We start from the raw sequence: 12,676 nt of genomic DNA on the forward strand, positions 1-12,676 counted from the left end.
TCATCTTCCAAAGTTTCATTTATTTATTTACTTAACGCCAATAATCTTTCTGTTGTTAAATCCGCACTCTTAATATTAAACAACTGTTTAATATTTATATTTGCAACATTTGCTAAATCCGGGACCTCTTTTAATAATGCATCAATAGACAAAGCGCCGGGTTGATAACCCGTAGCCATTATACTTGAAGTACCAGCCCTGCAATTATTCCTCCAGTTGCAATAACTTTTATCGTTGACTTATTTCTATTGTTACCTCTCCTGCATTTTCTTTAACAGATAATCATTATTGCAAGAATGAGATAATTTCAAATAAGAAAAGAGGATTGACAATTATACCAAAGTGATTTAGGGTATAAAACGGTGGAATTATACTTCATACGTTTGGAGTATGATTCCACTTTTTATTTTTCTGCGTTTCTGTTTGTCTTATTTTATGATTAAAAATGACATGTCGGGGCTTTTTCGCATTTCCCCTCGTATCAAAACAATCTATTCATAGAATATAATTTAGATTCGGAGAAAGAATAATATCAAAGAATAATTAACAAACTGGAGGAAAAGAAGTAATGCAAGCTTCAAATAAAAAGAAGAAGTCTTTAGATTTACCTACTTTTATAATAAGTGGCGGTGCACTCATCTTATTTGTTGTAGCCGCACTCGTTAGTGCAGACTTTGTTGCAGATATGGTGGATACTTTATTTGGATGGTCAGCTACTTATTTTGGAATGATTTATCAAATCGTCATACTTGGAACATTTTTTATTGCACTGATATTAGCCTTTTCGAAATATGGAAAAATACGACTGGGTAATGTTGATAAACCGGAAATGAGCACATTTAAATGGATTGCCATTATCATGTGTACTTTATTAGCTGGAGGTGGCGTGTTTTGGGCAGCCGCAGAACCCCTTAGCCACTTTTTAGAGGTTCCGCCACATTTTTCCGGTATTGAAAATGCATCACCGGAAGCCGTTTCGCCTGCACTTACCATGAGCTTCGTTGATTGGGGCTTTCTATCATGGGCAATTTTAGGGACACTCGGTACCATTGTGCTAATGTATGCCCACTATCATAAAGGGATGCCATTAAAACCGAGATCGCTTCTCTACCCAATCTTTGGGGAGAAAGTCATTCATAAAAGCGTATTTGGTACCATTGTTGACTCGTTTGCAATTATTTCCGTTGCAGCCGGAACAATTGGTCCGATTGGATTTTTAGGGTTGCAGGCTGGTTATGGGATTAGCTCTCTCACAAACCTGCCAAACAATTTGACCCTTCACATTATCATTATTATTTTACTCGTGATTGCCGCAGCTATATCTGCTGTGACAGGCCTTCACAGAGGGATTCAATTTTTAAGCAGCTTTAATGTCATTTTAGCGGTTGTATTAATTATTGGCGTACTGATACTTGGTCCAGGATACTTTATTTTCAATCATTATTTGGAAGCATTCGGACTTTATGTGAATGAACTTATTCCATTCAGTACTTATCGTGGTGATGAGGCTTGGCTCAGCTTATGGACAGTATTTTTCTTTGCCTGGTTTATTGGTTATGGCCCAATGATGGCGATTTTCTCTGCCCGCATTTCACGTGGACGTACCATTCGCGAGCTTGTTGTGGCAGTTGCTATTATTGCTCCTGTCGTTGCAACTATCTGGTTTGCCGTTATCGGCGGAACAGGAATCTTTCAGGAATTAGAAATACCAGGTTCCATATCAACTGCATTGAATGAAGCCGGACAACCTGCTGCCATGATGGCGATTACGGAACAATTACCGCTAGGAACGATTTTCAGTTTCTTATTCTTGTTAGCCACTGTTATCTTTGTATTAACGACAACAGACTCTATGTCACTAACCATATCTATGGCTATTTCTGGTAATGGACACCCGCCAAGATGGTTAAGAGCTTTCTATGCCTTGGTTATGGGCTTAGTAGCGATTGTTCTGGTATCACTTGGCGAAAGCAGTATCGACGCATTACAATCATTTATTGTAGTTACTGCTGTCCCAGTTGTATTCTTACTGCTGACTACTTTCTGGACAGCACCAAAAGCAGTGAAAGATTTATATGAAAATCATAAAAAAGAGACGTTATAAAATATAATGCTGCTAGCCTTTCTTTATTGTTGAAGAAAGGCTGGCTTTTATATATTGAATTCACTTTTATAACATCACCTTGCATATAGCGTTTTGAAAAAACAACTAAGGAACAAAATAATTCATGAAATCATATGATGCCTCTAATTATTGAACTTTTTGCTTTGTTATTTTCAAACCCAGGTTCTCCAACAAGGAAAAATATTGCGGGAATGTTTTAGAAACACACCCCGGATCCTGTAACTGCATTCCGTCCACTCTTGAACCAATCAATGCTAATGCCATTGCAACCCGATGATCATCATACGTATTTAATAAAGCAGGCTCTGGATTTCCTGGATACACCTTTAACCCATCATCCAATTCTTCCACTTCTATACCCAACGTGGCTAACGCTTCACAAATAACACTCATCCGATTCGATTCATGGTGACGGATGTGTGCAATATCTTTTATTGTCACGGGCCCATCTGCGAAAGGAGCAATTGCCGCTAAAGTTAAAGCCTGATCGGACATTTCCTTCATAGATATAACAAAATCACCTTTTAATTGGGAGGCGCCTTCTAATTCAATAAAGGCAGCGCCCCTTGTCACTTCACAGCCCATCCTCTCCAATACTGCTACCAGCTGAATATCCGGCTGCTTTGTTTTCTCCGTTAAACCGTTTATCCGTATCTTTCCGTTTGTCACTGCTGCCAGCGCCAAAAAGTAACAGGCTGCAGATACATCTGGCTCCAGTTGGATATCTTTCTCTCTGTATGGCTGAGGATGTATAAGAGTGTTTTATCATATTGCACATCTGCACCAAATTCTTTCATTAAATCAAGGGTTAAATACACATAAGCATGTTGAACAATTTCATCCTCGAGTCTTACTGTTGTTGTCTGATTAAAATATGGTGCAGCGATTAATAAGCCGCTGATAAATTGACTGGAAACAGCGCCTGAAAGACTTACTTCACCGCCCGTCATTTCTGTTCCTTTCACCCGCAATGGATAATAATTTTTATTATCCAAATAATTAATATCTGCACCCAGTTCTTTTAAAGCCTCAACAAGCGGAGCAATCGGCCTTTTACGCATACTTTGACTCGCCTCCAGCTTCCACTCTCCGTCGCGACAAGCTGCCAACGCTCCTGGCAGAAATCTTGCAATCGTCCCTGCTGAACCTATATATAAATCATTCGATTTCCAATTTTTAATGCTTCCCTTGATATATGCTGTATTATCCTGAAGTTCGATATCCACTCCTAATTGTTTTAAAGCCTCGATACACCAGTATGTATCATCACTTTTTAACATACCGCTCAATCGGGATTTCCTATCTGCCAAAGCACTCATAATAAGCGCTCTGTTCGTCAGACTTTTACTTCCTGGAATCGTGATAGAAGCATCTATTCTTTGCTTCCCGGGTGAAACAGTTACCCTTTCTACCCCGTGTAAAGAAGTCCAGGGACTTCTGGCTTTGCTATCAAACAAATCATTTTCCTCCATCTTTATCTTCTCCTTTAATCGTTGCTATTGGTTATTCATTATAATTTGAATTATGATATAAATGAAATTACTATTTTGAATAAAAGCTATAGGTGGTGTCTATATCATAAACGTAGACTTATATCGTGTATTTTATGTCACAGCGATTGAACAGAACTTTAGTAAAGCAGCAAACCGACTTTTTATTACGCAACCGAGTGTGAGTCATTCCATTAAACAGCTGGAGAATGAACTGACAATGCAGCTATTCACCAGAACATCAAAAGGAGTCCTGCTGACAAAGGAAGGTAAAGTATTATTTGATTACCTCAAACAAGCGTTTGATTTAATTCATCGTGCAGAACAAAAACTGACAGAAATGAAAACATTGCAAAGCGGTTCTGTTACGGTTGGAGGAAGTGATTCCACATGCAAACATTTTCTTCTGCCATATGTGCAAACCTTTCAGGAGTTCTATCCTGATATTCAAATTAAATTACAGCATGGCTCGACACCACAGATTTTAGAAAAACTGGCAAACGGACAGATTGATATTGGTATCGTTCACTTACCAGTCAGTCAAAGCAATGTTTCTATAACGGAATTTTTAGATATTCACAGTACTTTTGTTGTCGGGAAGAAGTTTCAGCATCTATCCAAAGAAAAGCTTTCCCTGTCAGCAATCCAGGAATATCCGCTTATTTCTTTTTCAGAAGCAAGCAGTTCCAGAAAATTTCTAAATCAACTTTTTCTTAAACAAAAGATAGATGTTAAACCCGACATGGAAGTTGGCAGTGTGGAATTATTAATCGAATGTGCGAAAATTGGGATGGGTATTGCGTTTGTTACAAAAGAGCTCGTCTTAAAAGAGTTGGCTGATAAAGAATTATTTGAGGTGAGCATCGATGAGGTTATTGAAAAAAGACAGGTTGGATTAGCCATGAAGAAAGAAGCTTCCTTATCCTTGGCAGCTAAAACATTTTTACATCATTTGTTAACATGACAAAGCGCAGATAAATATAACAAAACAGAAAATTACACATTATTTACATTCTATTTATCCTTCGTTAACGTTCACCACCTACAATGATGTTAGATTCAATTTTGAAGGAAGATGATGGAATGATAAAGAAGCTTGGAATGACAGCATTGAGTGCAGGAATCATTTTTTCAGGAGTCGGTACCACAACAGCTAGTGCAGATGAAAACAGTCAAATGAATAACGATAGGGGAATTGGTACGGAAGCAAAGAATATTATTTATATGATTCCAGATGGTTTTAATGCAGATTATGCAACGAATTATCGACATTTCAAGGGAGAGGATGCTGTATGGGACCATCACCAGCAAGGGATGTATACTACATATTCCGCTGATTCCAATATTACAGACTCCGCCGCAGCAGGTACAGCAATGGCAACAGGAGTAAAAACCAATAATGGCACCATTGGGATCGACCCGGAAGGCAACACACAGCAAACTATTTTAGAAGCATCTCAAGATAAAGATATGGCAACTGGTCTTGTTGCTACGTCTACCATCACCCATGCGACGCCTGCTGCATTTGGTGCCCATGTAGAAGATCGGGGAAACGAAACAGAGATTGCCAACCAATTAATAGAAAACGAGATTGACGTTCTCCTCGGCGGCGGTAAAAATAATTTCCTTCCTGAATCAGAAGGCGGGAACCAGGAAGAAGCCAATGTGCTTCAGCAAGCAGAAGCGCAAAATTATCAACTTGCAGAAAATCGAAATCAATTATTAGAAGCAGATATCGATTTAGATAACGAAAATTTACTCGGTTTGTTTGCAGAGGATGCGATGTCACCTGAACTGCATCGTAACGCAGAGGAAGAACCGAGCCTTGGGGAAATGACACAAACGGCCATTGATACCCTAAACAAAGATGACGACGGATTTTTCCTGATGGTAGAAGGAAGCCAGATTGACTGGGCTGGTCACGATAATGACGCTGCATGGGCAATGACAGATGTAGCTGCTTTTGAAGCTGCTGTTCAAGAAGCCATTGATTTTGCGGAAGAAGATGGTAATACCTTGGTCGTTGTCGGCGGAGATCATGAAACAGGCGGTATGACTGCAGGTGCCAATGGTTCAGAATCTGCCAATCCAGAACTGCTTCACAGTATAACGGCAACTGGGGAAAACATCGCTGCAGCGTTAAATGAAGATCGTTCCAACGTCAGTGAAGTAGTCCATCAATATACGGATATGGAATTGTCAGAAGAAGAAGTTCAAACGATTCAGGAAGCAGAGGATCCTAAAGTGGCTATCAATGCCGTCATCAGTGCGAAAGCAAATGTTGGATGGACAAGCTCAAATCACACAGGAGTGGATCTCCCTGTCTATGCATACGGTCCAGGAGCGGATCAATTTACCGGATTCCATGATAATACCGATTTACCAAAAATTATCGCTGCAGCTGCAGGAATAGAATTCGGTGGAGAAGTCAGCCAAAACCAACCGGATGGTTCGGTTTATACCGTTCAACCAGGAGATACACTCTTTGAAATTGGTCTGAAATATAATTATTTATGGACTACCCTGCAAGAAATCAATCAATTTCCCAATCCAGATTTGATTTATCCAGGGGATGAAGTATATTTTAAATAAAGTGGCAGATATAAATGCATCAATTCTATAAGAAAACCCCTGTGCTAACGCAAACGCACAGGGGTTTTCCATATCTTGCACTGCATATCAAAAGCAGACGCATATTCCCGAAAATCAATGCCCTCTTCGCAAGCGCATTTCGTACTTGTTCGCCAGAAAAGTAAGCAGCGAACAGATAAGCCAATACATTAATGCTGCCGCTGCGAAGGCTTCCAGGTAACGGAAACTCATAGCACCGATGATTTTTGCCTGCCCAAAGATATCTACTACACTAATCAGGAATGCCAAAGACAGTGCCTTAAGAATAACCATATACGAATTGATAAAATCCGGCACTGCTTCTACAAATGCTTGTGGTATAATCACACGCCTTAACGACTGGGAAAAACTATATCCCAGTGAATTCGCAGCTTCTATCTGTCCATTGCTTACCGACTGAAAAGAACCTCGTATAATTTCCGATTGAAAGGCGGAAAGTGTAACCGAAAACGTCACAATCACGATGATGACAGGAGGCAAGCTATATGGATTAAATTCTATTCCCACCAGCGATAAAAGAAACTGGATCGCAGCAGGTAACGCATAATACATCAGATAGAGCATAATGACCATCGGTGTACCCCGTAAAAAGGATTTCACCACAGTGATCAGTGTGGTAAGTACTGGAACTTTCAACCGTTGAATCAGTGCAATGACTCCTCCAAGCAGCGTTGATAAAACCAGAATAATAACTGCCAAACCCAATGTTTTAGGAACCACGGTTAATATATCAAAAAAATCAGTTACAAGTACATCAAATTCAAACAAATCCGATCCCTCTTCCTATTATTATTCACGATCCAAAAGTATCCAGTCCATAACGCTTCATTCGTTTTTCCAATAAGCGGACAATAAAATCCGTTGTTAAGCAGATTGCCCAGAAGATAAGCGCAATCGTTAAATAAATTTCAATCTGATTGGATCCATACGTCGTAGAAATGAGTGTGTTCGCATATCCCATCATATCCATGACGCCAATTGTAAAAATGAGCGAGGTATCATGAATTAAATATACAATCGCATTTCCCCAACCAGGAAGCGCAATTGGTATGACTTGCGGAATAATAATTCTGACAAGCTTCTTAAATGGGGAATATCCTAAACTATCAGCCGCTTCATGCTGCCCACGGTCCACAGCCAAATATGCCGGCCGCAATACCTCAGACATATATCCTGCATTATAAAAGGTTAAAGCTACCACAGTAGCTGTGATGGCACTTATATCACTGATATTGATACCAATTAACGACAAAAGAAATGGTATAGCATAATAGACAAGAAATAATTGCAGAACAATAGGCACGCTTCTGGCAAATGAAATATACATTTCCATTAACCGGCTAAGAATAAATATTTTTTTCACTCGAACGATCGTTACAAATACACTAAAAAATAATCCAAGTACGGCAGATATAATAATAATGAATACAGTTATATGTAGAAGGCTTAAAAATTCGGGCAATATTTCTAACATATACATAAAATCCATAATAACGGCAACCCTTCTATTTATTCATACGGATGACGTAACACCTGAAGGAAAAGTCCCCTTCCCCGGCAAGTGTCGATTAAAAATAATTTCCGTAATCGTACAATTTATTGTCAGAGACTATTCAAAAGGTCACCGCAAGACAGAGAATCCGATTGTTTGTCTTGTGGTATAAATGACGTACGTAAAAAGAAAAAATACGTTTATTCATACTCAAATATATCCTCATCAAAATACTCTACGGATAGCTCTGAAAGCTCGCCTGACTCTTTCAATTCTTTTAAGACGCTGTTCACTTCTTCCACTAATTCCACATTTTCCTTTTCTTGATGAAACATAAAATACGTCGGTGTAACGTCTACCGGCTCTGTTTCCCGGATATCCAGGTTTTCATTTTCTATAATTTCATTTTGACCCACATTGGAAGGATGAATAAAAACATCGAATCTCCCGGCTTCTACCTGCTTTAAGATATCTGCGTACGAAAAAGCAGCATCTGACGGAGTAAAATCAATATGATAATCTGGATTTTCTTCATTCCAAGTCATCAAAAAATTGAATACACCACCGGATGGAGTCGGGTGATAAATATCTTTGCCAACTAAATCTTCCATGCTATTAATGCGGACATTATCCCCCATGTTATTTGCATAAATTCTCATAAGGCTAAAACCATTGCTTTCTTCCGGAACTAAATACTTGTCTTCCCGTTCTGCTGTTTTAAATAGCCCCTGGGCAATCATGTCATACTTCCCTGTATCCAGTCCTACTTCTGCAGCACTGTCGGCAACACCAACCATTTCAAATTCATAATCATCCAGCGCTTCATCTACTAATCTGATCACGCCGGGTTCATATCCTTGCAGTTCGCCATCTTCTTCCCAGCTTAACGGCTTCGATGTCGGCGGGACAGCAACAACCACTTGCCGTACTCCCGGCTCTGTTGCGCCATCACTGGATGGCTCCTCCTCATTTCCGCATGCAGTTAACAACAAAAGAAACCCCAAAAATAGGATATATCCTGTTTTTTTCATCATGATTTATTGCCCACTTTCTGTTTCTGTCGTCTGCTCTTCATCACGATAAATACTCCTTAAGAACTCTCTTGTACGCTGATGCTCGGAATGTTCAAAAATTTGCGAAGGAGGTCCTTCTTCGACAATATTTCCTTTATCCATAAAAACAACCTTTGTGGAGATCTTTTGCGCAAAGCTCATTTCATGCGTTACCAGCAAAATTGTCATCCCGATTTTTGCTACCGTTTCAATCACTTTCAACACTTCACCGACCAGCTCGGGATCAAGCGCGGAGGTTGGTTCGTCAAATAAAATCACCTCGGGCTCTAAAGCCAAGGCACGAGCTATACTGACCCGCTGCTGTTGACCGCCGGATAGTTGAGAAGGGTATACATCTTTTTTATCTAATAAACCTACTTTTTTTAATTCTTCTATACTCTTGTCATAAGCCTCTTTTTTCTTTTTTTTCTGAACAGCTATTTGTGCATCCATCACATTTTCCACAACGGTCTTATGTTTAAATAAATGAAACTGCTGAAAAACCATTGCTGATTTTCTGCGCAGTTGAAGAATATCTTTCTTATGAATCGACTTGTAATCCAGTTTGATATCTCCAATGCTTATCTCGCCATCTTCCGGTTTTTCTAAGTAATTAATGCATCGTAATAAAGAGGTTTTCCCTGTGCCGCTCGGACCAATAAATGTTACGACATCTCCTTTATTAACATCTAAGTCTATCCCTTTTAAAACCGCATGATTTCCGAATGATAGCTTTAAATTATGAACCGTTAACATCTGTAGTCTCTCCCATTCAACCAATCATTGATAATGTATTTCTTGCATATTTCTTCTGCTTACCTCTACGTTTAAAAACAGCGATTTCATGTTTCTGATCTTGCGTTTTGATGACGATTTATCAAGTGAAAAACCCGATAAATCGTAATCAAACAGCTACATATCCTTCATTAACGTTGGACGGACAGGGGTTTGTGCACGCTGCAGGTGTGGTTTGAAGTCTTCTCCTAATTCAGAAGCAAAAATCTCATTCAGGATTGGCTGACAAACACGCCCCTGGCATGGCCCCATCCCGACACGGGTACGCATCTTCACACCGGGAACAGCGTTTGCTCCCTGGTTGATCGCTTCTTTAATTTCCGATAAATAGACACCTTCACAACGACAGACAATACAGTCTTTCACGATAATACCCCTTTCTCATTTTGGTGCTCCTCCCAATATTGACGCATTTTCTGGCGCCCTTTCGCTATATTCGGGAGAAAGTGGATCGGCGAACGAGCACGAGCTTCATCTACATCACGCATGGCATCTTTTTTGGGCAAAAGCGGTTTCTGATCAAGCGATTCCGCTATTGATGCTGCTGCAAGCTTTCCTTGGGCAATGGCCACTTTTGCACCTTCAATTCCAGTAATATTACCGGCGATAAATAAACCAGATACCGGCGTTGATAAATCCGAATCATGCAACGGAACCGTCCCTCCCAATTCAGGAATATCCACTATCGGACAATGTGCCACCTGTGCAAGATCGACTAATGGATATAACCCGGCAGAAAGACACACTGTATCCACATCAATTTTCTCCGTATGACCATTTGGTTCACCATCAACAGTTACAGGTTGCAACGTTACAGATTCTACTTGCTTATCACCTTCTATACGGACAGCCGCTTTACGCATGTATGCTGGAACACCTTCTATTTTTAATAGATTCAGACTCAGCGCACGTGTTGCCAGGCCGCTTAATTTCCCTGTTGCTAAACGTCCCATCATGCGGAGCAAGGGATTAGGAGCCAGGTCTGCTGCTTCACCAAGTCTTTCTACACTTTCAACTGGGGAGGATAGATGCTTGTTAACCATGGAAGATGCAGGAGGCAATACTACGCCCGCCACATCGATACCGGCCTGCTTCATCTCCATCACCACGGAAAGCGCAAGCGGATCTGCACCTACAACCAGCACACGTTGACCAATGGCTACGTTATGTACATTTGTAAATGTTTGGGCAGCTCCTATACTGAAAACGCCAGGCAGTGTCCATCCCGGAATCGGCAATGCTTTTTCAGCGGCTCCGGTAGCTAATAATAAAGCATCAGAAGTTAATGATTGCACTTCCGAACCCGAAAGTTTGATATGCCATCTGTCGCTTACAGTCCACGAAGTAACCCCGCAAAGCATCGTGACCCCCAGTTTCTCTGCTTCCTGCGCTAACTCCCCGGCACGCTTTTTCCCATCCCAATGTCTTTCTTCAGGCGGAGCTTTCCGGTCCTCATATAGTTGGCCGAGCAATCTGCCTCCCGGACGATAATATTCATCGATAACGACTACAGAAATTCCTGTTTTGGCCAAATCAATTGCGGCGGATAACCCGGCCGGCCCTGCGCCCACAATGGTTACATTGCTTTTCACGATTTACTTCCCTCCCCGCTTACATCGGATACCGTATTCACGTTCGTTCCTTTTTTTAACGGTGTCAGACAGGTTCTAACATTGGATATACCATCCACTTCCGCTCTGCATTCAAAACAGTGCCCGATTCCGCAATAAACACCCCGCGGTTCTCCTGTTTTCTCATCCACACGGACTGTACGAATCCCATTTGCCATTAAAGCACTCGCAATTGGTTCATTCTCATATCCGTATAATTCTTTATTATTAAAGTAGAAGGCTACCTTTTCTTTTTCTTGGTTTGTTTCGTTTAGACGATATGGTACCGACACTATTCCTTCACTTCCTTTCACACAACTCCGGAATTCTGAAATCGATCGAATAAAAATGGACGGATATCCACGCTGGAATGTTGGCCAGATATCACATCCGCCATTAATTTTCCAGTTATAGGAGCCAGCGCAATCCCGTCTCCTTCATGACCAGCAGCTAAATATAAGCCTGGAATATTTTCCACAGGTCCCATAATGGCTTTTCCATCCGGTGTATTGGGGCGGAGTCCGGAGAAAGAACGGATAATGCGCACGTTGGCCAATTCAGGAAAAGTTTTCACTGCAGCTTGTCCGATAGCACTCGTTACTTCACTTGTCGTTTCTGTATTAAATCCGACAAATTCACGGGAACCGCCGATTAATAAATTTCCGCTCTCCGTCTGTTCCATCACAAGACCCACTCCTGCAGCATCTGCTCCGTCACTTGGCTCGGCTGTATTTTTCCCTTTTGCGGCGATATAAGCATAGCTTAAAACGCTCCGTTTCAGAAAAGGCGGAATTTTTTCGGAAACTAATATTTGTCCGCGCCGTGGAACAATAGGAACATCAATCCCTAAAGGCTTTGTTAACGCAGGCGTCCATACCCCAGCTGTTACCAGTACAGCATCAGCATACAATTTCTCTCCATGGACCTTCACGCCGATGACACGGTCTTGCTCGGTAATCAGTTCCGTTACCGGTGAGCCCAGACGAATCGTTGCCCCTAACCGCTCTGCAGCTTGGGCCATACTAAAACATACGTTAAATGAATTCACTTTCCCTTCATCCGGACACCAGGTAGATCCCAGGATATGATTCGCTAAACCTGGTTGCTTTTCTTTGGCTCCTTGTGCAGACAACGTCGTCACATCGACACCATATTCCTGCATCTGCGCAACCTTCTGCGTCAGCAATTCTCTTTCTTTCTCTGACTCCATCAGTATTATTCCGCCGCCGCTACGATACTCCAAGTCTGTATGTAATTCCGCTTCCAGTTCCGGATAGAGTTTTTTCCCTTCCACAGCAAGCTCTAAAACCGGACCCGGCTTCTTCGATTGCAGCAATACATGCTGATCACAGGCACCTGATGTGCCGGAAGCAATATCTTTTGCTTCAAGCAGCGTGACATCCGCCCCTGCTTTCGATAAATAGTAAGCGGATGATGTCCCGATAATTCCGCCGCCGACCACAATAACACTGTAACTCACG

12 protein-coding genes and 1 pseudogene are annotated in these 12,676 nt (G+C 41.2%); 3 read left to right on the forward strand and 10 right to left on the reverse strand.

All coding sequences use genetic code 11. The annotated features are described in order from the left end of the window. Positions 1 to 23: 23 nt before the first annotated feature. The gene (locus B7E05_RS22720) at positions 24 to 179 is read right to left on the reverse strand and encodes an asparaginase domain-containing protein (RefSeq protein ID WP_218672710.1); all 156 of its coding nucleotides are present in this window, start codon (positions 177 to 179) and stop codon (positions 24 to 26) included. 389 nt (positions 180 to 568) lie between these two features. Between B7E05_RS22720 and B7E05_RS20110 the strand changes: the two genes are divergently transcribed. Further along, entirely contained in the window at positions 569 to 2,104 is a 1,536-nt protein-coding gene (locus B7E05_RS20110; RefSeq protein ID WP_080875880.1) for a BCCT family transporter, read from the forward strand. A gap of 147 nt (positions 2,105 to 2,251) precedes the next feature. Here the strand turns inward: B7E05_RS20110 and aroA are convergent. Beyond that, positions 2,252 to 3,597 (reverse strand): annotated as a pseudogene (gene aroA, locus B7E05_RS20115) (3-phosphoshikimate 1-carboxyvinyltransferase). Between the two features lie 106 nt (positions 3,598 to 3,703). Between aroA and B7E05_RS20120 the strand changes: the two are divergent. Further along, entirely contained in the window at positions 3,704 to 4,579 is an 876-nt protein-coding gene (locus tag B7E05_RS20120) for a LysR family transcriptional regulator (RefSeq protein WP_143833270.1), read from the forward strand. Between the two features lie 119 nt (positions 4,580 to 4,698). Further along, positions 4,699 to 6,207, forward strand: coding sequence for an alkaline phosphatase (locus B7E05_RS20125; protein WP_179134598.1), 1,509 nt, complete (start codon positions 4,699 to 4,701; stop codon positions 6,205 to 6,207). Between the two features lie 114 nt (positions 6,208 to 6,321). Here B7E05_RS20125 and B7E05_RS20130 read toward each other — a convergent pair whose 3' ends face one another. The 8 genes from B7E05_RS20130 to B7E05_RS20165 form a co-directional block, all read right to left on the reverse strand. Continuing rightward, positions 6,322 to 7,014, reverse strand: coding sequence for an amino acid ABC transporter permease (locus tag B7E05_RS20130; RefSeq protein ID WP_080875882.1), 693 nt, complete (start codon positions 7,012 to 7,014; stop codon positions 6,322 to 6,324). 25 nt (positions 7,015 to 7,039) lie between these two features. Continuing rightward, complete coding sequence (locus B7E05_RS20135; protein ID WP_245833200.1) at positions 7,040 to 7,720, reverse strand: amino acid ABC transporter permease; 681 nt, start codon at positions 7,718 to 7,720, stop codon at positions 7,040 to 7,042. A gap of 218 nt (positions 7,721 to 7,938) precedes the next feature. Further along, on the reverse strand, positions 7,939 to 8,772 hold the full coding sequence (locus tag B7E05_RS20140) for a transporter substrate-binding domain-containing protein (RefSeq protein ID WP_080875884.1): 834 nt from the start codon (positions 8,770 to 8,772) through the stop codon (positions 7,939 to 7,941). Positions 8,773 to 8,775: 3 nt separating this feature from the next. Further along, a complete protein-coding gene (locus B7E05_RS20145; RefSeq protein ID WP_080875885.1) occupies positions 8,776 to 9,546 on the reverse strand; it encodes an amino acid ABC transporter ATP-binding protein in 771 nt (256 codons plus the stop codon). A 156-nt stretch (positions 9,547 to 9,702) separates the two neighbouring features. Next, positions 9,703 to 9,951, reverse strand: a complete 249-nt coding sequence (locus B7E05_RS20150) for a (2Fe-2S)-binding protein (protein ID WP_218672711.1) — start codon at positions 9,949 to 9,951, stop codon at positions 9,703 to 9,705. Continuing rightward, the gene (locus B7E05_RS20155; protein WP_179134599.1) at positions 9,948 to 11,177 is read right to left on the reverse strand and encodes an NAD(P)/FAD-dependent oxidoreductase; all 1,230 of its coding nucleotides are present in this window, start codon (positions 11,175 to 11,177) and stop codon (positions 9,948 to 9,950) included. Before B7E05_RS20155 ends, B7E05_RS20150 begins: the two co-directional genes overlap by 4 nt. After that, a complete protein-coding gene (locus tag B7E05_RS20160; RefSeq protein WP_080875888.1) occupies positions 11,174 to 11,488 on the reverse strand; it encodes a (2Fe-2S)-binding protein in 315 nt (104 codons plus the stop codon). The genes B7E05_RS20155 and B7E05_RS20160 overlap by 4 nt, the downstream gene beginning before the upstream one ends. A 17-nt stretch (positions 11,489 to 11,505) precedes the next feature. Then, the gene (locus B7E05_RS20165) at positions 11,506 to 12,675 is read right to left on the reverse strand and encodes an NAD(P)/FAD-dependent oxidoreductase (RefSeq protein WP_080875889.1); all 1,170 of its coding nucleotides are present in this window, start codon (positions 12,673 to 12,675) and stop codon (positions 11,506 to 11,508) included. Position 12,676: the final 1 nt, after the last annotated feature.

The organism is Oceanobacillus timonensis (assembly GCF_900166635.1).
GTDB classification, from domain to species: Bacteria; Bacillota; Bacilli; order Bacillales; family Amphibacillaceae; genus Oceanobacillus; species Oceanobacillus timonensis.

Coding starts and splice junctions, on each gene's coding strand:
- B7E05_RS22720 (WP_218672710.1), bottom strand. CDS start 179: ATGGCTACGGGTTATCAACCCGGCGCTTTGTCTATTGATGCATTATTA.
- B7E05_RS20110 (WP_080875880.1), top strand. CDS start 569: ATGCAAGCTTCAAATAAAAAGAAGAAGTCTTTAGATTTACCTACTTTT.
- B7E05_RS20125 (WP_179134598.1), top strand. CDS start 4,699: ATGATAAAGAAGCTTGGAATGACAGCATTGAGTGCAGGAATCATTTTT.
- B7E05_RS20135 (WP_245833200.1), bottom strand. CDS start 7,720: ATGTTAGAAATATTGCCCGAATTTTTAAGCCTTCTACATATAACTGTA.
- B7E05_RS20140 (WP_080875884.1), bottom strand. CDS start 8,772: ATGATGAAAAAAACAGGATATATCCTATTTTTGGGGTTTCTTTTGTTG.
- B7E05_RS20145 (WP_080875885.1), bottom strand. CDS start 9,546: ATGTTAACGGTTCATAATTTAAAGCTATCATTCGGAAATCATGCGGTT.